Annotated in this window: 22 protein-coding genes; 14 read left to right on the top strand and 8 right to left on the bottom strand. The window is 38.2% G+C overall.

Going from position 1 to position 23,875, the window contains the following annotated elements:
• Positions 1–110: 110 nt before the first annotated feature.
• Positions 111–854: a lipopolysaccharide kinase InaA family protein gene (locus B5X53_RS03845; protein WP_079711922.1), complete on the top strand. Its 744-nt coding sequence runs from the start codon at positions 111–113 to the stop codon at positions 852–854.
• Between the two features lie 23 nt (positions 855–877).
• Positions 878–1,729, top strand: a complete 852-nt coding sequence (locus tag B5X53_RS03850; RefSeq protein ID WP_079711923.1) for a glycosyltransferase — start codon at positions 878–880, stop codon at positions 1,727–1,729.
• Positions 1,730–1,751: 22 nt separating this feature from the next.
• Here the strand turns inward: B5X53_RS03850 and B5X53_RS03855 are convergent, their stop codons facing one another.
• The 4 genes from B5X53_RS03855 to B5X53_RS03870 form a co-directional block, all read right to left on the bottom strand.
• A complete protein-coding gene (locus tag B5X53_RS03855) occupies positions 1,752–2,783 on the bottom strand; it encodes a CDP-glycerol glycerophosphotransferase family protein (protein ID WP_079711924.1) in 1,032 nt (343 codons plus the stop codon).
• Positions 2,783–3,844, bottom strand: a complete 1,062-nt coding sequence (locus B5X53_RS03860) for a glycosyltransferase family 9 protein (RefSeq protein ID WP_079711925.1) — start codon at positions 3,842–3,844, stop codon at positions 2,783–2,785. Before B5X53_RS03860 ends, B5X53_RS03855 begins: the two co-directional genes overlap by 1 nt.
• Positions 3,845–3,953: 109 nt before the next feature.
• Positions 3,954–4,769: a 2,3,4,5-tetrahydropyridine-2,6-dicarboxylate N-succinyltransferase gene (locus tag B5X53_RS03865; RefSeq protein ID WP_079711926.1), complete on the bottom strand. Its 816-nt coding sequence runs from the start codon at positions 4,767–4,769 to the stop codon at positions 3,954–3,956.
• A gap of 34 nt (positions 4,770–4,803) precedes the next feature.
• On the bottom strand, positions 4,804–5,490 hold the full coding sequence (locus B5X53_RS03870) for a hypothetical protein (protein WP_079711927.1): 687 nt from the start codon (positions 5,488–5,490) through the stop codon (positions 4,804–4,806).
• 124 nt (positions 5,491–5,614) lie between these two features.
• Here B5X53_RS03870 and ruvX point away from each other — a divergent pair, with 124 nt between their 5' ends.
• The 3 genes from ruvX to B5X53_RS03885 all read left to right on the top strand — a co-directional run bounded on the left by ruvX (position 5,615) and on the right by B5X53_RS03885 (position 7,195).
• Positions 5,615–6,022, top strand: coding sequence for a Holliday junction resolvase RuvX (gene ruvX, locus B5X53_RS03875; protein ID WP_079711928.1), 408 nt, complete (start codon positions 5,615–5,617; stop codon positions 6,020–6,022).
• Positions 6,023–6,108: 86 nt separating this feature from the next.
• Entirely contained in the window at positions 6,109–6,699 is a 591-nt protein-coding gene (def, locus tag B5X53_RS03880; RefSeq protein ID WP_079711929.1) for a peptide deformylase, read from the top strand.
• Between the two features lie 58 nt (positions 6,700–6,757).
• Complete coding sequence (locus tag B5X53_RS03885) at positions 6,758–7,195, top strand: DUF5606 family protein (RefSeq protein WP_079711930.1); 438 nt, start codon at positions 6,758–6,760, stop codon at positions 7,193–7,195.
• Positions 7,196–7,380: 185 nt separating this feature from the next.
• On the opposite strand, the gene B5X53_RS03890 is transcribed toward B5X53_RS03885, so the two are convergent.
• Both B5X53_RS03890 and B5X53_RS03895 read right to left on the bottom strand, forming a co-directional pair.
• Entirely contained in the window at positions 7,381–9,930 is a 2,550-nt protein-coding gene (locus tag B5X53_RS03890; RefSeq protein ID WP_198550752.1) for an ABC transporter permease, read from the bottom strand.
• Positions 9,930–10,616 carry an ABC transporter ATP-binding protein gene (locus tag B5X53_RS03895; RefSeq protein WP_079711931.1) on the bottom strand — a complete coding sequence of 229 codons (687 nt, stop codon included), beginning with the start codon at positions 10,614–10,616 and terminating at the stop codon, positions 9,930–9,932. Before B5X53_RS03895 ends, B5X53_RS03890 begins: the two co-directional genes overlap by 1 nt.
• A 73-nt stretch (positions 10,617–10,689) precedes the next feature.
• On the opposite strand from B5X53_RS03895, the gene B5X53_RS03900 reads away from it, so the two are divergent.
• From B5X53_RS03900 to B5X53_RS03940, 9 genes are all read left to right on the top strand, one after another.
• Positions 10,690–11,382, top strand: coding sequence for an arylesterase (locus B5X53_RS03900; protein ID WP_079711932.1), 693 nt, complete (start codon positions 10,690–10,692; stop codon positions 11,380–11,382).
• A 364-nt stretch (positions 11,383–11,746) separates the two neighbouring features.
• Positions 11,747–13,387 (top strand): TldD/PmbA family protein, encoded by a 1,641-nt coding sequence (locus tag B5X53_RS03905; protein ID WP_079711933.1) that lies wholly within the window; start codon positions 11,747–11,749, stop codon positions 13,385–13,387.
• A gap of 30 nt (positions 13,388–13,417) precedes the next feature.
• Positions 13,418–14,731 carry a TldD/PmbA family protein gene (locus tag B5X53_RS03910; protein WP_079711934.1) on the top strand — a complete coding sequence of 438 codons (1,314 nt, stop codon included), beginning with the start codon at positions 13,418–13,420 and terminating at the stop codon, positions 14,729–14,731.
• A gap of 292 nt (positions 14,732–15,023) precedes the next feature.
• Positions 15,024–15,641 carry a DUF4159 domain-containing protein gene (locus tag B5X53_RS03915; protein WP_079711935.1) on the top strand — a complete coding sequence of 206 codons (618 nt, stop codon included), beginning with the start codon at positions 15,024–15,026 and terminating at the stop codon, positions 15,639–15,641.
• A 91-nt stretch (positions 15,642–15,732) separates the two neighbouring features.
• Positions 15,733–16,749, top strand: a complete 1,017-nt coding sequence (locus B5X53_RS03920) for an AAA family ATPase (protein ID WP_079711936.1) — start codon at positions 15,733–15,735, stop codon at positions 16,747–16,749.
• Positions 16,746–17,642 carry a DUF58 domain-containing protein gene (locus B5X53_RS03925; protein ID WP_079711937.1) on the top strand — a complete coding sequence of 299 codons (897 nt, stop codon included), beginning with the start codon at positions 16,746–16,748 and terminating at the stop codon, positions 17,640–17,642. The genes B5X53_RS03920 and B5X53_RS03925 overlap by 4 nt, the downstream gene beginning before the upstream one ends.
• 1 nt (position 17,643) lies before the next feature.
• Complete coding sequence (locus B5X53_RS03930) at positions 17,644–18,897, top strand: BatA domain-containing protein (RefSeq protein WP_079711938.1); 1,254 nt, start codon at positions 17,644–17,646, stop codon at positions 18,895–18,897.
• Complete coding sequence (locus tag B5X53_RS03935) at positions 18,894–21,113, top strand: tryptophan-rich sensory protein (RefSeq protein WP_079711939.1); 2,220 nt, start codon at positions 18,894–18,896, stop codon at positions 21,111–21,113. The genes B5X53_RS03930 and B5X53_RS03935 overlap by 4 nt, the downstream gene beginning before the upstream one ends.
• Positions 21,103–22,845, top strand: coding sequence for a hypothetical protein (locus tag B5X53_RS03940; RefSeq protein ID WP_079711940.1), 1,743 nt, complete (start codon positions 21,103–21,105; stop codon positions 22,843–22,845). The genes B5X53_RS03935 and B5X53_RS03940 overlap by 11 nt, the downstream gene beginning before the upstream one ends.
• A 26-nt stretch (positions 22,846–22,871) precedes the next feature.
• On the opposite strand, the gene B5X53_RS03945 is transcribed toward B5X53_RS03940, so the two are convergent.
• The gene (locus B5X53_RS03945) at positions 22,872–23,303 is read right to left on the bottom strand and encodes a hypothetical protein (RefSeq protein WP_079711941.1); all 432 of its coding nucleotides are present in this window, start codon (positions 23,301–23,303) and stop codon (positions 22,872–22,874) included.
• Positions 23,303–23,854, bottom strand: coding sequence for a hypothetical protein (locus B5X53_RS03950; RefSeq protein ID WP_143533235.1), 552 nt, complete (start codon positions 23,852–23,854; stop codon positions 23,303–23,305). Before B5X53_RS03950 ends, B5X53_RS03945 begins: the two co-directional genes overlap by 1 nt.
• Between the last annotated feature and the right edge of the window lie 21 nt (positions 23,855–23,875).

The following is a 23,875-nucleotide window of genomic DNA, read 5'->3' on the forward strand; positions in this document are numbered from 1 at the left end:
TCAAATCAATAAAAACAGTCTATTTCTGTAATATTCCTTTGCACTTCATACATTTGGATATATTATATCCTAAATTTGCGACTATAGCGATTATAGCTTAATTAGTTTCTATGAAAATTATAACTTCCGAAAATTACCGGCATCTCCAGGCTGAAATTGGAAATTTAATTCAAAATTTTAATGAAACCGGTATCATGCTGGTTGATGGGAAGCGTAATAAACTGAAATTATTTAAGTTGAAAGGATTAAAGATTAATGTAAAATCTTTTAAAATCCCTAACGCTGTTAATAAAATAGCTTACCGTTTTTTTAGGAAATCTAAAGCCGAACGCTCCTTTAAATATGCTGAATATTTATTGAGTAAAAATGTGGGTACGCCACAGCCAATCGCTTATGTAGAAGAAACCATTGCTTTTTCATTTTTGCGAAGTTTTTATTTGAGTGAGCAGCTAAGTTATGATTTAACTTTTAGAGATATAGATTTAAGCAAACCCGGGCACGAGGCGATTTTAAGAGCTTTTACGCGATTTATTTTTGAACTTCACGACAAAGAAATAGAGTTTTTAGATAATTCTCCCGGCAATACATTAATCAGGCTAAATGACGGAAATCCTCAATTTTTCCTGGTAGATTTAAATAGGATGAATTTCAAAACTCTTAATTTTTCAGAACGAATGAAAAATTTCTCAAGGCTAACGCAGGATAAGGAGGTAGTTAGGATTATGGCTAACGAATATGCGAAGCATATTGATAAAAAGGAAGAGGAAGTTTTTGAGAAAATGTGGTTCTATATTAAAAAATTCCAGGAAGGTTTTGTTCGAAAAAAAGCATTTAAGAAAAAATTCAAACTTTAAAGAGTCAATTATAATTTACAATTATGTTTCAACATTATATTCTTACACGCTTTAATTTACGGGCCGAAGACTGGACTACTACTAAAAATAATGAAAAAGTACTCACTGAAGAATGGTTAGAGGAACGCTTTGATCTATTTGAGAATTTCTGTTTTACTTCGGTGAAAAATCAAACTAATCAAAACTTTAAATGGTTAGTTTTTTTTGATATTAATACTCCTGACGTTTATAAACAAAAAGTAGAAGAGTACAGAAAAACTTACGATAATTTTCTTCCATTTTTTATTGATGGAATGAATAATTTTTTACCGGAGATTATAAATAATATTAATAAACTCGATTCCCGGGAATATATAATTACTTCGCGTCTGGATAACGACGATTGTATTCATGAAAATTATACAGAGGTAGTGCAAAATTATTTTAGTAAGCAAGATCACCAGGCCCTGGATATAATTGACGGTTATACCCTGGAAACAGGACAGAACACTCGCTTGGGTGTATTAACAAAATTGAATAACCCTTTTATTAGTCTTATAGAAAAAAAGGAAGATTTTAAAACTGTTTGGTTTCGAAATCGTCACGGCTCTTGGAAATATGAAAAAAATATGATCAGGATTGAGAATCAAAGACTCTGGTTAAGCATTATTCATTCTAAAAATAAAGTAAACAGATTTTCGGGCTACGGAAATGTAGATCCTAAAAAGCTTTATGAATTTCATATTTCAAAAGAACGAACTGCAGAGATTATAGATCGTTTAATGAGCTTTAATTCGTGGAGATTTTTGAGCTTTAAAAACAGGGTGAAATTTACGTTTAAGCGGTATTATAAAGATTTAAAGACTTCCCTGGGACTTTATAAAAAAAGGAAATAAGTTGAAATGAATCAACTCTCAATTAAAATTTAAAATATCCCAGTTTTTTACGCATCTTATATTTCCTGATTAAGTTGAGTGGTTTCTTTTTAAGATGTGAATTATCTCTATTTAAAAATTCAATGCAAGCATCAAGTACCCTCTCGCTTGAATTACCATCTTTATAAGGATGGGAATAATCGGCAAATGTTTTAATTTCTTTCATTAAATAAGCAGGTTTGGAAATTGCTTTTTCTAATGCAGGTTCAATTTCTGAAACCTGAGAAATATCTATTAAATATGGCCCGGGCATATTATTTTTAAAAGTAACTACGGGTTTTTCCTGGATAAGGAATTCAATAAGGGCAGAAGTTGTATCAGCAAACATTATATCAGCCTTCTTAAATAGCGGTACGAGGTCTGTAGTATCATAAAACCTGAAATTCTCATTCTCCAGCGCTTTAAACTTGCTGTACACTTCATTACTTAATTTGGGATGTAAAACAGCCATAAAATACCACTGATTTGTTTTAGAAAGTCTTTCAATTTCGGCTACTACCGCTACGTTTAAAGCGAGGCTGTATTGCTTAGTAAAGGTTGAAGCAATTAAAACCACCGGTTTCTCATTTGTGGTTGGCTCCAACGGAAATAAAGGGTCTAATTTAGACCAGCCGGTTTCAATAACTTCAAAGTTTCTATGCTTTTGTTGTTTTTTCTGAAATGGAATTGTACTGGATGGTCCCTGGGTACAGTAAAGATCAAAAAAGCCACGAATTTTAAACTGATCCGTGCCTTTTCTTTTGTTAGCAGGAAAACCGTGAAAAATCTGCACTTTTATTCCGGGTATAAAATCGGCTACACTATCGGTTATAGTAAGAACTATGTGCGGGTTGTAGGAAACCGCATCGTTTACTTCAGGTATTAATTCTCCATTTTCGGTAAAATATTCTTTGGTTTCTTCTACATCGCAAAACCACTTTACTTCATAACCGCGCTTCAAAATTTCCTCCTGAAGGGGAGCGCCTATTGGAAAAGCGTAAGGATAACTTATATAAATTAAGAATCGATACTTCATTATTTCAGTCTTTTCAGAAATTTATTTAGCCCGGGTATGATATACTGGGGTTTAAATTTTTCGTAGAGAAACGAAGTTTTTTTTCTAATTTCCTTTTTTGAGCACTGTTTAAAATCTTCTGGCATAAAATCTTCCAGGTGTACAGAAACCTGCGATATTCCATCATCATATACACTCCAGTTTTGCTTTTTTACCGATGGTGAAAAAATTGCGAAAGTAGGGATGTTTAATGCTTTGGCCATATTCACGGCACCACCTTCGTTCCCAATTAATGCGGTGCAATATGAAGTTAATGCCATAAATTCCCGCAAGCTTTCCCCTAATATATTTAAATGAATAGCTTTTTGGGTAACCGGGGCACAAAGTCGGTAAATATTTAAAGCTTTTTCTTCTTGTGAGGGTATATAATTAAAAATTAGATTACCATTGGTGAACTCCACAATATGATCTAGTAAAACGGCTAAATATTCGGGCGGATAGGTCTTTTCTATTGAACTTCCTAAAACCGAAATCATAAAAAGTGGCTTACCTTCTAAAAGCCCTGCATTAGTTAACTGCTTTTTGGCCTTTAATTTTTCATTTTCAGTAAGATAAATTTGGGGTTTAAATTCCGAAGAAAAATTTCCCTTTAGTGGTGACAATAATTGAAGTCGTTTTTCTATAGCAATTCCGGCCGAACTTTTTTCCTGGATATTTTGGTTGAAAACATGGCTATAAAAGAAATGGGTATATGGTTTTTTATAACCAATCCTCATATCGGCTGTAGATAAAAAGCTTAGAATTCCGGTGCTAATTTTGGAATAAACATCTATAACAACGGTATAGTTTTCTTTTCTTAATTTCTGCAGGAACGAAATGAAATTTACCGGAGATTTATTGCTTGTGTGATCATACTCGATCACTTTGTCTATTACCGGATTATTCTCAATCACCGGGCGGGTATGCGGATAAATTAAGTAATGCAGCTCAGCATCGGGATAGTTTTTTCGAAGCGCTTCAAACAAGATTGAGGACGTTAGCACATCCCCAATCATTTTTTGCTGAATTATGAGTATTTTCATAGGCCCCTTCCAGTCTCCCGAAAGGGAGCTGTTAATTGAATTTACTTTATTTGGAACTTCCTGCCTTTTCCATTAGACAAACCTAATTTCCTCTCAAGGCGCGAGGTTTTTAAACCGCTACATTATATTCTCGTAAAGCATCGTTAAGGGAAGTCTTTTTATTTGTAGACTCTTTTCGCTTGCCAATAATTAACGCGCAAGGAACATTATATTCTCCCGCAGGAAATTTCTTTGCAAAACTTCCAGGAATCACTACCGATCTTGCCGGAACAATTCCTTTCATTTCTTTAGGTTCATCTCCGGTTACATCTATGATTTTAGTTGAAGCAGTTAGAACCACATTGGCGCCTAAAACCGCTTCTTTTTCAACCTTAACGCCTTCAACAACAATACTTCTAGATCCTAAAAATGCATTATCTTCAATAATTACCGGTGATGCCTGAAGAGGTTCTAAAACTCCACCAATTCCAACGCCACCACTAAGGTGAACATTCTTGCCAATTTGAGCACAACTACCTACAGTGGCCCAGGTGTCTACCATAGTGCCTTCGTCTACATAAGCACCAATATTCACATAACTCGGCATCATAATCACTCCGCTGGAGATATAAGCACCGTGTCTCGCAACTGCATTTGGCACCACACGAATTCCTTTTTCCTTATAACCTCTCTTTAATGGGATTTTATCGTGGTATTCAAAAATACCCGCCTCTAAAGTTTCCATTTTCTGAATGGGAAAATAAAGAACCACGCCTTTTTTCACCCATTCGTTTACCTGCCATCCGTTTTCCGTAGGTTCGGCGGTTCGCAACTTGCCGGCGTCTAAAAGCGAGACAACTTCGCGAATGGCTTTTATTGTTTCTGTATCTTTTAAAAGCTCCCGATTTTCCCAGGCAGCTTCAATGGTATTCTTTAATTGTTCCATACGTAAATATCGTTTATTGTAATTTTTGGATGGTTTATTTCTTTATTCTGTATTCTCTTATAAAATCTAAAATACTATATACAAAGTAACCTATGCCTATCATTTCAAAAAGTTCTTCAAAAGTAGACAATATAAAAGTATCCGGTACCCTTAATAAATTCTCGTTTTGTAGCTGGTTATACTCTACATACCAGCCTGTAAACATTTCAATTCCCATAGCGCCAGATACAAAAATAGCTCCTGCCATTATAAAATTTAATCTTGTTTTCTTCGGAAGTTTTAATAAGGATTTTAAAAGTGCTAAACCAATAAGAATCAATGCGATGCCGTAGGGTACCACCCAGGCAAAGAAGAATATTCCTGATGTTTCTACATTTTCGCCAAAGGCTCTTCCAACTTTTTCATGGATAACAAGCAACTCATCCAGACCGATAAATAAAATAAGAATACTTAAAAATACCCAGAAACTTTTGATTTTTTTAATACTAAGCTTACTATAAGCTACAATTGCCAGTAAAATTGACGCAGTAAAATGTAAACTGCTGGAAAAAATAGTAGGCGCATTACGCTCTAGGTTAAAATTGGTTTTTCTAAAAAAATAATCTCTTTGATCTAAATTATTATAATAGAAATCTAAATAACTTAAAATATTAAGCACCAGGAGGATTAAGATACATACCATAATCCCCGTAAAAATTTTCTCAGGATAATTCTTTTTCAATTTTTCTCATTTTTAGATGTGCAAAGCTAAAACAATTAGAAGAATCTCACACCCAAGCTTTAAATAATAGATAAGCCGGGACAAATTTTTATATTGTCTTTTTAAACGTATTTTTGCAAGCGAAATGGGAAGAGTATTAGCACTTGATTTTGGGACAAAGCGTACCGGTATTGCCGTGAGCGATGAGCTTAAAATGATTGCCTCGGGACTTACAACGGTAAAGACACCTGAACTTTTAGGTTTCCTGGAGAATTATTTTAAAGAGGAAAACGTAGAACTGGTGTTAGTGGGAGAGCCTAAACAAAAAGACGATTCAGCTTCGGAAAGTGAAGTTTATATCCAGGAATTTTTAAAAGTTTTCACCAATAAATTTCCCGAAATGCCGCTTAAAAGGGTAGATGAAAGGTTCACTTCCAAAATGGCTTTTCAGTCTATGATAGACAGCGGACTTAAAAAGAAAAAACGCAGGGATAAAGCGCTTATAGACGAAATTAGCGCGACGATAATTCTGCAAACTTATTTATATGAATAATCTTTAAATGAATTGTGAATAATTTTCAGGAGTGTAAGATTTATGAAAGCTGACTTTATTATTCATTATAAAATATAAATTTAAAAATGATTTTACCAATTGTAGCTTACGGAGATCCGGTTTTACGAAAAAAATGTAAAGAAATTCCGGAAGATTATCCTAAACTGGATGAGTTGATAGAAAATATGTGGGAAACCATGTATAATGCATTTGGAGTTGGTTTGGCTGCGCCGCAAGTTGGGAGGCCTATACGTTTATTCCTTGTAGATTCGAGTCCGTTTGCAGAAGATGAAGAGCTGGAACTTCAGGAAAGGGAAGAGCTTAAAAAACTAAAAAAAGTTTTTATTAACCCTAAGATCGTTGAAGAAGAAGGTGAAGAATGGGCTTTTAACGAAGGCTGTTTAAGTATTCCTGAAATTAGGGAAGATGTATTTAGAAAGCCAAAGATTACCATAGAGTATCAGGATCAAGATTTTAAATCGCATCGCGATACTTTTACCGGTTTAGCGGCGAGAGTAATTCAGCATGAATACGACCATATTGAAGGGATTTTGTTCACCGATAAACTTTCCAGCTTAAAAAAGCGTTTGCTAAAAGGAAAACTTGCCGGCATTTCAAAAGGGAAAATAAAGATCGAGTACAAAATGCGTTTTCCGGAAATGAAAAAAGGAAGGTAATCACTTTGATAATTAGTTCTGGCAGCTGATATTTGCCAGCCAAAATTTAACACACACTATGGGATTAGATAAAATATTAGCGATTTCGGGAAAACCCGGTTTATACGAATTAACCGCACAAAGTCGTGGCGGCTTTATTGTAAAATCAATTCCTGAGGGAAAGAAAATGGCGGTGAATATTCGCCATAACGTTAGTTTATTAAGCGAGATCGCTATCTACACGTATACCGAAGAAGTTCCGCTTGCGGAGATTTTTCAAAAGATGAAGGAAAAAGAAAATGGGGGAGAAGCCATTAGCCACAAATCTAATAAAGCTGAATTAGAAAATTATTTCGCTGAAATTCTACCAGATTATGATGTAGACAGAGTTTATGCCAGTGATATGAAGAAAATCTTCCAGTGGTACAACCTATTAATCAAAAACGGGATTACCGATTTTGCTACAACTGAAGAAGAAAAACCAGCCGATAAAGATAATTCAGGCGAGGAAGAATAGGGGTTTCAAGTTGCGATTCGTCATTGCGAGGCACGAAGCAATCTTTAATTAAGTATTACTTCAAAAATACAAACCTCAAAGGTTTTCAAAACCTGTGAGGTTTGTTGTTATTACGAAAACTTACGTCACCCGTTAGAACTCTTAATTCACGCCTTCATTATCCCATCCCACTAAAGTTACATACTTTAAGTCATTTCTTTCCTTAAAACTTCCAAAGGGGGTTTTCTAATTACGCTTAAACTATTGCTTAATCCAATAATTAATACCAGTAATACAATTCCCGGGAAGAGCACCAAAAACGGAATTAAAGATGGCGTAAAAGACGATTCAAAAACTAACCAGGCCAATAATTGGCTACTTATTAAAGATAATAAAACACCCGATAATCCGCCAAGAACACCTAAATAGATGTATTCTAAAGCGGTAATGTTTAGAATTTGTTTGCCTTTTGCTCCAAGGGTTCGCAGTAGTACGCTTTCCCGAATTCTTTGATATTTGCTGGTTCTTATTGCGCCTAACAGCACTATAATTCCGGTAAGAATACTAAAGAATGCCATAAAATTAATGATCCAGGAAATTCTTCCTAACAGCATTTCAATAACATTTAAAACCTGCCGAAGGTCTATGATAGAAACATTGGGGAACTTTCTTACCAATTCCTGCTGTAATTCAGCTGATTTTTCTTCTCCTGGTACCTTTGTAGTTAAAACGTGAAATTGTGGGGCTTTTTCCAAAACTCCGTTAGGAAATACCAGCGAGAAATTCATTTGCATACGCGACCAATCTACGGTTCTTACGCTGCCAACTACGGCATCAAGCAAAACACCCTGAACATTGAAAACCAGCTCATCTCCAACTTCAACTTTAGCATCTTCCGCAAAATTATCGCTTATAGAAACGGGAACGGGGGAAATATCACCTCCTTCAGCAGTCCAGGAGCCACTTTCAATATATTCCGAAGCGCTAAGGGAATCACGATAAGTCACCCGAAATTCGTGATTTAAAACCCAACCGTTAATTTGTGAAGTAGTATCATTTCTTATTTCGTTAACCGATTTTCCTTCTATACTTTGCACTCTCATAGTTACAATAGGAAGATCGTCTAAAACCGGTAAATCATTCGTTTTTATAGTTTGAGCTACGGCTTCCCTTTGTTCGCTTTGTACGTCTAAAAGAATCATATTCGGGCTATCGGCCTGGGACTCTATGGAAGCCTGCGCAAGCAATAAATCTTTGCTGAAATAAAGTGTACTGATTAAAAAAGTTCCAACGCCAATGGCAAGAACAAGCGTTAAGGTTTGGTTTTGGGGCCTGAAAAGATTCAGCAAACTTTGCCTGGCCACAAATCCCCAGCTATGGGGAAAATACTTTCGAATAGCCTGCATAAATAAGTAGGCGATTCCGGCGAGGATAGAAAAGGTTACTAAGATCCCACACACAAAAGCAAGCGAGTATTCCCAATCTTCCAGTAGCCAAAGCGAAAACAAAAAGATGAATAAAAAGATTCCTATGGAAACCAAAATAATTGCCTTTCGAGATTTTTTGGATTCTTCATTTACAACCCGTAAGGCCTGCAAGGGAGAAATATAAAGGGTGCCGATTAATGGATACAAAGCGAATAAAACCGACATTAAAACTCCCAGTAAGATTCCCATTACAATTACCTGTAAAGAGAAAGTGATTTGCACATCTACCGGCAGCAAACCTTCCAGCAGTAAAGGGAATAGTTGCTGAAGCACCAAGCCAACGGCCGTCCCAATGATGCCGCCAATGAGGCCCATAAAAGCAACCTGGATGAGGTAAATTAAAAAAGTTTGTTTTTTACTGGCACCTAAACATTTTAAAACCGCAACTGCACGTAATTTTTCTTTTATGTATATATGGATTGCACTTGCTATACCAACACAGCCCAGTAACAATGCAATAAAGGCAACCAGGTTGAGGAATTTCCCGAAGTTCTCATAACGCCTGCCGAGTCGGTCACTGGTAGAGGTGTGGGTGTCTAGATCGGCATCTTCTGCATCAAGAATGGGATCCAGAGCTTCATCCAGCTTTTCCATATCGGTTTTAGGATCGGCCGTGAAATAAAATTCATAGTCTATCCGGCTCCCGGTTTGAACGAGGCCAGATTCTTCAATAAACCTATACGGAATTAACACCGGCGGGGCTACCGAACTAAAAATAGCCGTACTTCCGGGGACACTGTTAAGTGCTCCGGCAATAGGCAAAATTACTTTTCCTATTTTTATGCTGTCTCCCGGTTTTATTCCCAGCTGTAGCATTACCGTAGCATCAAGCAAAGCCGCACCATCTTCCTGATATGTATTTGCTGCTGATACCGGTTGAGTTTCCAACTCGCCATAAAACGGAAATCCGCCTTCAATTCCTCTCACCTGCATCAATTTGGTAGCTTCATTCTGCGGAAATGCAGCCATAGAAGCAAATTTGATTTCCCTGGCTTCAGCTCCCCCCAATGAATCCATAATTTGCATTACGCGTTCATTGGGAGCATCGTCACTGTCTATTTTAAAATCGGCGCCCATTAGCGCTTTGGATTGCAAAGAAATATTGTCCTTAAGGTTTTCTCCAAAAGATTGAATGGAAACTACCGCGGCAATTCCCAGCACAATAGAGGCCATAAAAAGCGTTAACTTTTTACCACTTGCTTTCCCATCACGCCACGCCATTTTAAAAAGCCAGTTAAAGCCCGGTTTCGAGGTTTTATTGTTGCTCATTATACGTGCTTTTGCTGGTTTTCAACAATTCGTCCACCTTTTAACCTAAGAATATGCTGGGTTTTTTCGGCTAATTCAATATCGTGGGTGACGATTATTAAAGTTGTACCGGCCTCTTTATTAAGATCGAAAAGCAGGGCTTCTACTTTTTCCCCCGTTTCAGCATCAAGATTTCCGGTAGGTTCATCGGCAAATAAAATGGATGGTCTGGTGGAAAAAGCACGGGCCAAAGCCACTCGCTGCTGTTCTCCGCCGGATAATTGTGAAGGATAATGATGTATTCGGTCTCCTAATCCTACTTTTTCCAGTAGTTCTTTTCCAATTTTAGAAGCATCCTTATTTCCTTGCAGTTCTAAAGGAACGGCCACGTTTTCTAAAGCCGTAAGCGTTGGCAGCAATTGAAAATCCTGGAAAACAAAACCAATATGTTTATTCCGTAGAAGTGCCCTTTCATCCTCGCTCAGGTTGCTTAGTTCGCTTCCGCATAAATTGATAGACCCAGTATCTGGTCGGTCTAACCCGGCGCAAAGTCCTAACAGGGTGGTCTTTCCACTTCCTGAAGGTCCGACGATGGCAAAGGTTTTTCCTTCTTCAACATTAAAATTGATATCCTGTAATACTTTAAGTTTTTTGGATCCGCTGGAATAGCTTTTCTCCAGGTTAGTAACGTTTAATATCTTTGCCATCTTAGAACTTAATTATTGTCTTTTTTGATTAAAGGCAAAATAAGGAAATGATTTGATTATAAACAGCCTTGCTATGAGAAACTTGATGCGTTATTGCATGATTCTGTCAATATTTATGATATTCTCCTGCGGAGAAAATGCGGAAAAGAAATCGGAAGAAACTACTGCTGAAGAAACCGAAACTAAAAAGGAAACTGAGGTAAGTGAAAAGAACGTGATTCTTTTCTTCGGAAACAGTTTAACGGCAGGAATGGGGCTGGAACCTTCTGAAGCTTTTCCGGCACTTGTTCAAAACAGGTTGGATTCCTTAGGCTATAATTACGAAGTGGTGAACGCAGGATTGAGCGGAGAAACCACTGCAAGCGGTAAGAATAGAATTAACTGGGTATTAGATCAGGATGTAGATATTTTTGTTCTGGAACTTGGAGCAAACGATGGTTTACGCGGCATTCCCTTAGAAGAAACCCGCAAAAACCTCCAGGATATTATTGATACCGTAAAAGAAGAAAATCCCGGCACAAGAATAGTGCTAGCCGGAATGCAGATCCCACCAAATATGGGAGAAAAATATACCAGCGAATTCAGGAATATTTTCCCTGATCTTGCTGAAAAAAATGATGTAGAACTTATTCCATTTCTTCTTGAAGATGTTGCCGGAGACCCTGAATTAAATCAGCAAGACGGTATACACCCCACCGCCGAAGGTTACAAAATTGTAACTGAAAATGTTTGGGATGTACTTGAGGGTGTATTGGAAAAAGAATAATCTTAATATAATTAAATTTTCAGCTTTCGTCATACTAAATTTATCTCAGGATCTAAGTTGATCACAATCTTGAATTTAATAGCAATAAATTTCTAAAGTTATTAGCTATGTAGCGAAACTCCTTGTTTTTCATATTCAATCCATAATTTTCTACTTCCTCTTCACAATACTTCAACTCTTCTTCTATTTTGGCAGTAAAGTTTTGAAAAAAAATGCTATTTTAGGTTTTTATTAAGAATAATAGCGAGAGAATTAGCTTTATGCCGATTTTTAATAATCTAAACTTTATTTAATTCCTGGATTTAATGCTTCTTTTCTTAATAATTCAAGCAATTCATTCAATCACAAAAACAGAATATTTTTTATGAAAAGAAGAAAGTTCGTTCAATTAACCGGTATGGGCGCAGGTGCTTTGATGGTTCCTTCCTATTTAATGGGAAGTAATATTTCTGCCGAGGCGCTTTTGCATCCCGGTATGGATATCCTTACCAAAAGAAAGCTCGCCGATGTAGCACTAAACACCGCAAAATCCCTGGGTTCTACGTATGCCGATGCCAGGATAGGCCGCTATCTTAATCAATATGTTTTTACCCGCGAAGATAAAGTTCAAAACGTGGTAAATACCGAATCTTTCGGGATCGGAATTCGGGTAATCGCTAATGGAACCTGGGGTTTTGCCTCTACCAACAGCGTTACCGAAGACGGAATTAAGAAAGCCACGCAACAGGCAGTAGCTATTGCAAAGGCGAATTCTAAAATTCAGAGAGAACCTGTAAAACTTGCACCAGTACAATCTCACGGGGAAGTTTCCTGGAAAACCCCGATTGAAAAAGATTTTAAAGAAGTTCCGGTTTCGGAAAAAGTAGATTTATTACTTAGTGCAAATGCTGCGGCGATGGATAACGGCGCCAATTTTGTGAACTCAGCCCTTTTTATGGTAAACGAGCAGAAATATTTTGCTTCTACAGAAGGTTCTTATATAGATCAGGATGTACATAGGATATGGCCAACCTTTGGGGTTACTGCTATAGATCGTGAAGCCGGTAAATTCAAATCCCGCGATGCAATGAGCGCTCCAATGGGAATGGGTTACGAATATATGGATGGGTTGGAATCTGAAAAGCTTGAGGGTCCTTCAGGATTAAGATTATATCGAAACAGTTATGATATTGTAGAAGATGCAACTTTGGCCGCAAAACAGGCCAAAGAAATGCTTTCAGCTAAATCTGTGGAACCAGGGAAATACGATTTAGTGTTAGAACCAAACCACCTGGGGCTAACAATTCATGAATCTGTAGGCCATCCACTTGAACTGGATCGTGTGCTTGGTTATGAAGCCAACTATGCAGGTACCAGTTTTGCTACTTTAGATAAATGGAAATCTGGGGATTTCCAATACGGAAGCGATATTGTAAACCTTGTAGCCGATAAAACCCAGGTTGGATCTCTTGGAGCTGTTGGCTATGATGATGAAGGTGTGAAAACCAAGAAATGGGATCTTGTTAGAAACGGGATTTTAACCAACTACCAGGCGATTCGCGACCAGGTGCATATGATAGATCAAAACGAATCTCACGGGTGTTGCTATGCTGAAAGTTGGAACGATGTTCAATTTCAGCGTATGCCAAATGTTTCATTGGAACCCGGAAAAGATAAATACTCCATAAATGATATGATTAAGGACGTGGAAAAAGGTATTTACATTGCCGGGCGCGGTTCCTATTCCATAGATCAGCAGCGCTATAATTTTCAGTTTGGCGGTACTGTATTTTACGAAATCAAAAACGGGGAAATCGTTGGAATGTTAGACGATGTCGCCTACCAGTCCAATACCCAAGAATTCTGGAATTCCTGCACCAAAATTTGCGATAAGAGTGATTACCGTATGTTCGGTTCCTTCTTTGACGGAAAAGGCCAGCCTTCTCAGGTAAGCGCTGTTTCCCACGGAAGTTCTACCTCCAGGTTTGATGGCGTAAATGTGATCAATACCGGTAGAAGTGTTTAATATAGGTTTACTTAAAAAAGAAATATAGAAATGGCAATATATACAAAAGAAGAAGCCAGGCAAATTATGGAAAAAGCATTAAGCTTTTCTACCGCAGATGCCTGTGTAATTAATATGGGAGGTAGCGAAAGCGGAAATATTCGCTACGCCCGAAATACGGTTTCCACTTCCGGGCACCGCTCTAATCAAACTCTGGCTGTCGAGGCTAGCTTCGGAAAAAAATCGGGTACGGCTACCGTTGATGAATTTGATGATGAATCGCTGGAAAGCGTGGTCAAAAGAGCCGAAGAACTTGCAAAACTTGCTCCTGAAAATCCGGAGTTTATGGCGCCGCTTGGTCCGCAAACTTACGATGAATCCATAAGTTTTGTAGATGCTACAGCCAATATCAAGCCTGAATACAGGGCAGAGGTTGCTGCAAAAAGTATTAACCCTGCTTCTGAAAAGGACGTGACCGCTGCAGGTTTTTTAAATGATTCTTCCGGATTTAGTGCAATGTTAAATTCCAGCGGTCTATTTGCTTACAATAAATCTACCGATGTGGATTTTACGGTAACCATGAGAACCAACGATGGAACCGGTTCAGGTTGGGTAACCCGTGATTATAATGATGTAACTAAATTTGATCCTGCAGAAGCTGCAAAAGTGGCTATAGATAAAGCGGTAATGTCTCGTGAAGCAAGGGCTATAGAACCCGGGAAATACACAGTGATTTTAGAACCGGCTGCTTCCGTAGATTTACTTCGGAATATGTCTGGCGCTTTTAACGCCCGTACTGCCGATGAAGGTCGAAGCTTTATGTCTAAAGACGATGGCACCAAAATGGGAGAAAAGATCGTAGATGAACGCGTTAATATTTGGAGCGATCCGTTACATCCCGATGTGCCAACATCAACCTGGAATGGCGAAGGAATGCCGCTTAAAAAAATGAAATGGATTGAAAACGGAGTGGTTAAAAACCTAGCTTATAGTCGATACTGGGCCGAGCAGCAGGGTGTAGACCCGGTACCATTCCCATCTAATTTTATTATGGAAGGTGGCGATGCCTCGCGGGAAGAACTTATTAAAAACACCAAAAGAGGAATCCTGGTCACCAGGTTATGGTACATTAGAAGTGTAGACCCGCAAACCTTATTATACACCGGACTGACCCGGGACGGGACTTTTTATATAGAAAACGGAGAAATAAGATACCCGGTGAAAAACTTCAGGTTTAATGAAAGCCCGATAATTATGCTGAATAACCTGGAAACCCTGGGTGAACAGGTAAGGATCAACGGAAATTTAATTCCGTATATGAAAGTAAGGGACTTTACTTTTACCAGTCTTTCAGACGCAGTTTAAAATGTAGGGGACTTTAAAAACTGGTTGTAATGAAATTTTCATTGCAACCAGTTTTATTTTTTTGCTTTTATCAAATTTGAATATTTGATTTTTTGCAGACCTACAAGGTTTCAAAAACCTTGCAGGAAGTTTAAAAAAGTGTCAGGTCGAGCGCAGTCGAGACCTTAGTTTTAAAGGAATAACATGAATCAAGATTTAGTTTTTTTACATTTCACCATTTTCAGAGTCTAAATAATAAAATAGCATTTTCAAATATTAGTGAATTCGTGGCAACAAACATTATACAATAAAAATGAACAGCTTTTTCTTTACCAGGCTTCAATACGAATCAGGAGATTGGGATGTGGATCAAAGGATGCCCTCCAATTTGCTGAATTCCCTAGTGGAGTACACCACGCTGGAAGTAGATACTAAAGAAAATATTGTTCCCCTTAGTAGTGATGAAATTTTTAAATGCCCCTTTTGTTATATTTCAGGCCATAAATTAGTGCAGTTTACCACCAAGGAAAGGGAGAATTTTGAAAAGTACATAAGAAATGGCGGCTTCGTTTTTGCCGATGATTGCAATCATGATATCGATGGACTTTTCGCCAAATCTTTTGAGCGCCAGATGGAAGAAATATTTGGACCTGGCGAATTGGCAAAGATCCCGAACGACCACGAAATTTATAATATCTTTTTTGAATTTGAAGACGGTCCGCCAACTACGTCGCAGGAACTGAACGGCTGGGGTGACGACCTGGTTCATGAATATTTAAAGGCTATTGTTGTAAATGGCAGAATTGGTGTGCTTTACAGTAATAAAGATTACGGGTGTGAATGGGATTATGATTTTAGGAACAAAAGATTTTACAAAATAGATAATACCCGGTTTGGGGTGAATATCGTGATGTATGCACTTACATCTTAGCCAGAAAGATGCTGGAAAAAATAACAAGCAGGCTTTAGATTGTAAGCCTTGGAAATATCCTCTATGAGGTTAAAATTATATAGATGAAATTATGGATCAGCAATTAGCCGATTTAAACCAGGAAGTAAAAACGCTTACCGGAAAACTTAAAGACCTTAAAACCGAGATCGCCAAGGTGATTATCGGGCAGGAAGAAACCGTAGACCAATTGCTTATTACTTTCCTGGCTGGTGGTCACGCACTTCTGGAAGGTGTTCCCGGTTTAGCGAAAACTCTAATGATACGTAGCCTCTCCCAGGCGATAGATCTCAAATTCAAAAGGATTCAATTTACTCCAGATTTGATGCCGTCAGACATTATTGGTACCGAAATCCTCGAGGAAGACCATACCACGGGCAAAAAATTCTTCGAATTTAATAAGGGACCAATTTTCGCGAATATTATTCTGGCCGATGAGATTAACCGTACGCCCCCAAAAACCCAAGCCGCGCTTTTAGAGGCCATGCAGGAATTTGAGGTAACCTATTCAGGAACCACTTACCAGCTGGAGCGTCCGTTTTTTATCCTGGCGACCCAAAACCCTATAGAACAATCGGGGACTTTTCCCTTACCGGAAGCGCAGCAAGATCGTTTCCTTTTTTATATAAAAATCGGTTATCCTACTGAAATCGAAGAAAACCAGATTTTAAAACATACCACAGGTTCTAAAAAAGCAACAATCAAACCCGTGCTTACCGGATCGGAAATTTTAAGACTTCAGGAACTGGTACGTGAAGTACCCATTAGTGATGAGCTAATTTCTTATGTGAATAAACTTATTCGAGCCACCCGGCCGGAAACCAGCAACAATGAATTTGTAAAAGAATGGGTAAGCTGGGGTGCAGGGCCAAGAGCAGGGCAGGCTTTAATTTTAACCGCGAAAGCCAGGGCTTTACAACAGGGCAGACTGGCAGTAACTCCTGAAGATCTGGAACATTGCGCCTATCCGGTTTTACGCCACCGGGTGATTGTGAATTTTAAGGCGGAGGCAGAAGGAATAACTTCAGATGAGGTGACTACTGGATTAATGAAATCTATATTTCCGGCAGAAAAAGCGAGAAATAAGTGAAGCAGGATTATCGGCAGTTATTAAAACCGGAGGTGATTAACAGCGTGAGCGGACTTTCTCTTATCGCCAGGGTTATTGTGGACGGTTATCTTTCGGGACTAAACCACAGTCGCCGGCTGGGACCGGGAATGGAATTCAGCCAGTACCGCGGTTATGAACCCGGGGACGATATGCGGCTGCTGGACTGGAAAATGCTTGCCCGTTCCGGGAGGTATTACATCAAACAATCTGAGGTAGAAACCAATATTTCGGTAAAATTCATTTTAGATGCGAGTAATTCTATGCAGCACCGCGAAGATGGAATTTCCAAAATAGAATATACGCGGGTTTTGGTAGCTTCTTTGGCGTGGCTAGCCCAAAATCAAGGCGACGCCGTTGGCCTGTTTGCGTTGAACGATCGGGAATTGCACGCACTTTTTCCCCGGGTTCAGAAAAAGCATTTTAATCGGTTGCTTCAGGAATTGATCAATATCAAAACCGAAGGAAAATGGCCTAAAGACCCAAAAGCAGCCGAAAAATTACACGATAGGGGCCATAAAGAACTTATTTTCTTTATTTCAGATCTTCACGAGGAAACTTCCGAATTAACCAATGTGATCACCAAATTGAAAACTCCAAGGAATGAAGTCGTTGTTTTGCATCTGCTTGGAAAAAACGAAGTGGAGTTTAACCACAAAGGTTCGCTTACTTTTGAAGACCTGGAAACCGGTGCAAGAATGGAGGTAGACGCTAAGGAAGCGCGTTCGAAATACCTGGAAGCCCTTGAAAAATCGATTAAAACCACCAAAGAAATTATGCTCGCCAACGCGATTAGCTATCAGCTTTTAAGGCTCGACGAACCAATTGGTGAAGCGCTGCAATTATTATTGAAGAAACGTAATAATTTAATGTAATATGTTTTTCGTTAATCCTTCATTTTTATGGGCTTTAATAGGACTTGCAGTTCCGGTAGCGATACATTTATGGAGCAAAAAAGAGGGGAAAACCATAAAAGTTGGCAGCATAAAATTTTTGCAGGAATCTGATTCACAAAAAAGCAGGAGCATTAAATTAAACGAACTCTGGTTGCTATTATTGAGGATGCTCATCATTACAATTGTGGGGCTTATTTTAGCCGAACCCCACTTAAATTATAAAGCCGAAAATTCGCCCATCACTTATTTGGTAGAATCTTCTTTGCTCTCTTCTTTGGAAGTAAAATCCCTTACCGATAGTTTAAATAATACGGCTGAGTTACGATTTTTACAATCTGGATTTCCGGAATATCAACCTGAAATAGAGAATAATTTTTCGGAAACTCCAAGTTACTGGCAGCTTGCTGTAGAGATGCAAACTTTAAAAACCGATAGTATTGTGGTTTTTACCAATGCTTTTTTGAGTGGGATTAAAGGAAAACGACCGGAAATCAGCAAAAATATTAACTGGATTAACCTAAATCCCGGGGAGACAGAAAAGAATCGGGTGGGAGCGATAAAAAAAGGGGATAGTTTGGAGCTTATATCAGCGATAAGCGATGCAGAAAGTTTTAGATTTCAGAAAGAAAAACAACATACATCTTCTGGAAATCAAGAAAGTGAATTAAAAAATGTTCCTGTTTTAGAAGTGGATCCACTTCAGATAACTATTTATTCCGATGAAGAATTTCAGGCTGAAAGAAGGTATTTAGAAGCTTCGTTTTTGGCTGTTGGAAAATACCTGGAACAACCAATTGAAATTAGAAGTTTTGAAGAGGATAATTTTAAGCCTGATTCAGATGAATTTTTAGTTTGGTTGAGCGAAAAACCGGTGCCAAAAACTGAAGGGAAAATTTTAAATTTCCGAAGGGGTACTTTAGCTAATTCATTAATTGAAACCGGAAATTCCAAAAATGAATACTATTTAACCAATGAATTAAATTCAGAAAATGTTGTTGAAGAGCATTTGGGCGAACAGCTTATACAAATGCTGGATCTTTATTCTGAAATTGAAAATGTAGCGAATAAATATGACCGCCGGATTATGAATGTGGGCATTTTAAAACCAAATTTTGAAACTGGTTTAGCACCGATTAAGAATAAGGAAGGACGGGATATTGTGAAATATTTATGGATACTATTAATAATTTTCATCTTATCAGAAAGAATCCTGGCACGAGTTAGAAAACAATGAGTAAGACCGGAAAAAATATATTAAAAAGATATCAAAAACGCTGGCAGTTTTTGTTATGGCTCGAAGTTTTCCTCTATGCTATTGGTGCTGCATTTTTTACCTGGTTCCTTTCTTTTAGTTTGCTCCTTAGTATTTTTGCTGCTTTGCTTGTTTTTCTGATTGTTATGGTTTTAGAAAGACCCTGGGAAATCGACATAAAAAGAGTAAGCAGGTTTATAGACCGGAAATCGGATAAACTGGAATACAGTAGCGGATTATTACTTCAACCAAGCGGAGATCTTTCCGGATTGGCGAAGCTTCAGCAGCAAAAAGTCGCAAAAGAAGTCGAAGCCGAAAGCAAGAGAATTCAACCGAAAAATAACCTGAAAACCGCTGCAATTACTTCCGTAGGAATGATCGGGATTGGTTTTTGCGCATTTTATTTCGGATTAACCGAGACTTACCTTTTAAAAGATAAAAATATTCCCACCGATGAAATTATAAATTTCAAACCCACAGATTCTTCCGGGATTAAAATCGAAACACCAGTTTTAAATGATCAGCAACTAACTATTAGTTATCCTGCTTATACCGGTGTTCCTGCTACCACTACTTCTAAAATGGATATTAAAGCCGTGGAGGGCTCGCGGGTGAGCTGGAAACTTGGTTTTGAAGGCGGGGTAAATAGCGTTAGCATTGAAAGTATGGGCAAGCGCCGGACTTTAAAAAAAGATAATGGTGAATATAGCGGAAGTACAGTCTTGGAGAATTCAGGATTTTATAATTTTAGGTTTACCGATACGGCCGGGAGTGCATATGTTTCAGATCTTTTTGCGATTGAAGTTATCAAGGATAAAGCACCGATGATTCTTCTGGAAGATTTACAGCAGTTTACTACCTTTAATTATGATGATCGAAAGCTGATCAATTTTAGTGCTTCCATTACCGACGATTTTGGGGTGGCAGACGCATATATTATCGCCACGGTAAGCAAGGGAACGGGGGAATCGGTAAAGTTCAGGGAGGAACAATTGAGTTTTGATAATTCGGTAGCCCGCGGAGAGAGGAAGCTGAATTTGACCAAAAATATAGACTTGGATCAAATGGAAATGGAACCCGGCGATGAGCTCTATTTTTATGTGGAAGCCCGGGATCTTAAACAACCGCAAGCCAATATTGCTCGTAGCGAAACCCATTTTGCTGTGATAAAGGACACTGTGGATTACGGTCCGGGTGTGGAGGGCGGACTCGGCGTAGACCTAATGCCCGATTATTTCCGTAGTCAGCGGCAATTGATTATCGATACAGAAAAACTGATTAGTGAGCGCAGGAAGCTTTCCAAAGAAGAATTTAATGATACCAGCAACGATCTTGGTTTTGATCAAAAAGCACTTCGATTAAAATACGGACAATTTATGGGAGATGAAGCTGAAGGCGGTATGGAAAGCGGGGGCGAAACTTTAGAAGAAAATAATGAAGATCCTTTAGCCGATTATACCCACGATCACGATGGTGATAATGGGCATAATCTGGTAGAAGAAGAACACGATCACGACAACGGGGAAGAAAATGAAGAAGGGGAAGACCCGCTTGCCGAATACCTTCACGATCACGGTGATCCTGAATCTTCAACTTTGTTTACCGATAATTTAAAAAGCAAGTTACGGCAGGCACTGAATATTATGTGGGATGCCGAGCTGTATTTACGACTTTACGAACCAGAAAAATCATTGCCATTTCAATATGAAGCTTTGGATCTTATTCAAGAAATAAAAAATAGCGCAAGAATTTATGTGCATCGCATAGGTTTTGATCCGCCGCCAATTAAAGAAGATGCCCGCTTGTCAGGAGAGCTTGAAGAAGTTGGTAATTTCAGTAAAAAAGAAGAACTAGAAAATCCAGATGAGTATCTTTTTATGAGGAACAGTATTTTAAGATTAGAGGAGCTGAAAGATTCAAATTCAGAAATTTCGGAAACCGATCGTGAACTTTTTGAGAAAGCGGGAAATGAGCTGGCGGAAAAAGCAATAGCTGAACCCGGCAAGTATCTGAATACTTTGCAGCAACTAAAGCAACTTGCCGAAGTGCAGCAGACGGAGCAGGACCTTATATCTGAAGTGCAAAAAGGTCTAATGCAGGCCCTTCCAAAAGTCAGCCCGGAGCCCGGGAAAAGAAACGGTTTTAGCGACAAATTGAACGATCTACTATTGAAAGAACTGGAATTGAATGGACAATAACATAACATTTTTAAATTCCACCTGGTTCTGGCCGGTGCTTATGTGCTGGCTTCTTCTGATGTTGGTTTTTGTATGGAAAGAAGTCTCTCAGTCTGGGAAAAAACGATTAATACTGAAAGTTTTCCTGATATTTCTAGCAGTTTCCTCGTTGGCACTAATAGCCATAAAACCGGCAATTCTAAAGGAAATAAAAGAAGAAAGTTATTTAATTCTTACTGAAAATTTTAAGCAAAAACAGTTAGATAGTTTAAAAAATAAATATCGAAAAATCGAGGTAATTGATTATCGTAAGAACAAAGTTTTACCGACGCTGGGAAACTCAAAAGAGATCTTTGTTTTGGGAAGCGGAATTAGGGATTATGATCGATGGCAGTTTGAAGATTTACCTGTCACTTATTTGCCCGGGGAAACCCCTTCCGGAATTGTAAAACTAAATTTTAAGCAGCAAAAGCAGGTTGGAGATAAGCTGGAATTAAGAGGTGAATTTTTAGCACCAAAACCCGGAACCCAACTGGTTTTAAAAGATGCCGGTGGGATTTCTGTGGATTCTATTGTATTTACTTTGGAAGAAAATACAAACTTTAAACTGTCAACCGATCTAAAAGCAGCGGGAGATTATGTTTTTAATATTGTAGAAAAAGATTCTTTGGGGGAAATTCTTAATCGAAATCCTTTTACGGTAAAAGTGGATAAAAAAGAAAATTTAAGAATTTTAATCCTGAATTCTTATCCCACTTTTGAAATTAAGTACCTAAAAAACTTTTTAGCAGAATCAGGCCACGAACTCGTAGTAAAAAACCGGATTACCACCGGCAGGTTTAAATTCGAATTTTTTAATACCAAAAGAGGGAATTTAGGAAGATTACAGCAATCAAATCTGGAAGATTTTGAACTGCTTATTTTAGACTCTGGAGCTCTTAGAAACCTTTCATCGGCAGAAAGAAATGCGCTGCAAAATTTGGTCAGGGAAGCAGGATTGGGAGTTTTGATATTGGGAGAAGCCAATATTTTAAACTCTTTGGGCGATTTTTCGGTTTTTGCATTACAACGGGTGTCAGCTACAGAAGCGGTATTGGATGACTTTCCTGAAATTGCGATAGGAAAACAGCCTTATCAATTAAAACCGAAATTTGGTTTAGAAGAAATTCATAGGTCGAATTCTTCGATTTTAAGTGCTTACAAACGTTTTGGGCAGGGCAGGATTGGTACTACATTATTAGAAAGCACCTGGCAGCTGCAATTGGAAGGAAAGCAGGAATCTTATCAACAAATCTGGTCTGAACTTGTAGAACAAATAAGTAAAAGGGAATCTGTAATCGCTTCCTGGCATCAGGAAACTGGATTCGCGTTTAAAGATGAACCCTTTCAGTTTCAGTTGAGAACTTCAGTAGAAAACCCGAGGGTAAGGGATAAAAATAATTATCTAATTCCGTTAAAACAGGATTTAAATAATTCAGAATTATGGACCGGTAAAACCTATCCGCGAGAAACGGGCTGGGAGCAATTAAAAATGGAGCAGGATTCTGCTTCAGTGTTTAATTATTATGTGTACAAGGACAATGACTGGCAGGCTATAAAATCTTACCAAACCCTGCAGGAAAACAACAGGTTTTTTCCGCAGAAAATATCAAAAGATTCTGTAGAGAAAACGCCAGTTGCTATTAATCCCTTATGGTTTTTCGGCTTATTTCTAATTGGGATGGGAGGCTTGTGGTTAGAGCCTAAATTGTAAAGACACCAAATTTCTGCAGAAAAAAATTATTTGTTTTTTCGGGAAGTCCTGTAATTTTTAATCTTCTTTATTTTCTCACTTTTAGAAACCACTGCCAGACTTAAAGAGACCAACACAGAAATAGCTGCTGTGGTACCCAAAGCACCGCCATAGCCTTTAAAGAACGGACTCGCATTTAGGTAGATAATAGAAAAGATAAATCCTGAAAAACCAACCAGTAAATAGCTGGGAAGTATTTTTGAAGAAACCATTCCTATAAAAGTGGCGCCAATAAAAACGATGGGAATGTTTTTAGTTAAGTAAGGCGTTAAAATATCAGGAAACAAATAGAAAAATAAGCCCACCAAAAGCGAGAGGCCTGCTGAAGCTCGAACTGCGCCCTGTTTGTACTTGTTATTCACCACATAAGTGAGCAGGGCAGAAATAATTCCGGTGAGAAAAAGAATGATTATTTCCATTAAAACAGGGTATATAAAATGGCTGAAGTGATGGCGATACTACCAAAAGCGATGGTTCCCAGTTTACCTCCAAACCCATTAAAAATGTTTTTAGAAAGTATAAGAATACTACCCGCGATAATCCCGGCAAGTAAAATGAATTTTAAGTTGGGCGCTACACTGGCCGAAGTCATTCCCACAAAAGCACCGCAGTAAATGGCCGGTGGTGCTTCTTTTAGAAGGTTTGACTTCCTGTTTATTGAAGGCACAAAAGAAGCCAGGGTTCCTATAAACCCGGCGGCGATCACCGGTCCAAATTTAAGTCCGGTATTTATAAAAAATGTACTTAGGGCACCGGTTACCGCAAAAAAAATAAGGTAGAGATCTTTTATAAAATAGCTTTCTTCTTCCCGTGGCGCTTTAAAATAAGCCAGACTTATTAATACTGAAATTATCCCCAAAAATAGAAGTACGAGTGGAGCATTCATCTTATCAAAAAATATAGCAAACAAAAATGCAAACTGCATTAGGATTAGAATAAAGAAAGACAATCTTCTGAATATTTTGGTCATACCTCAGTCTTGGCGCATATT

The organism is Salegentibacter salinarum, assembly GCF_900168115.1.
GTDB lineage: Bacteria > Bacteroidota > Bacteroidia > Flavobacteriales > Flavobacteriaceae > Salegentibacter > Salegentibacter salinarum.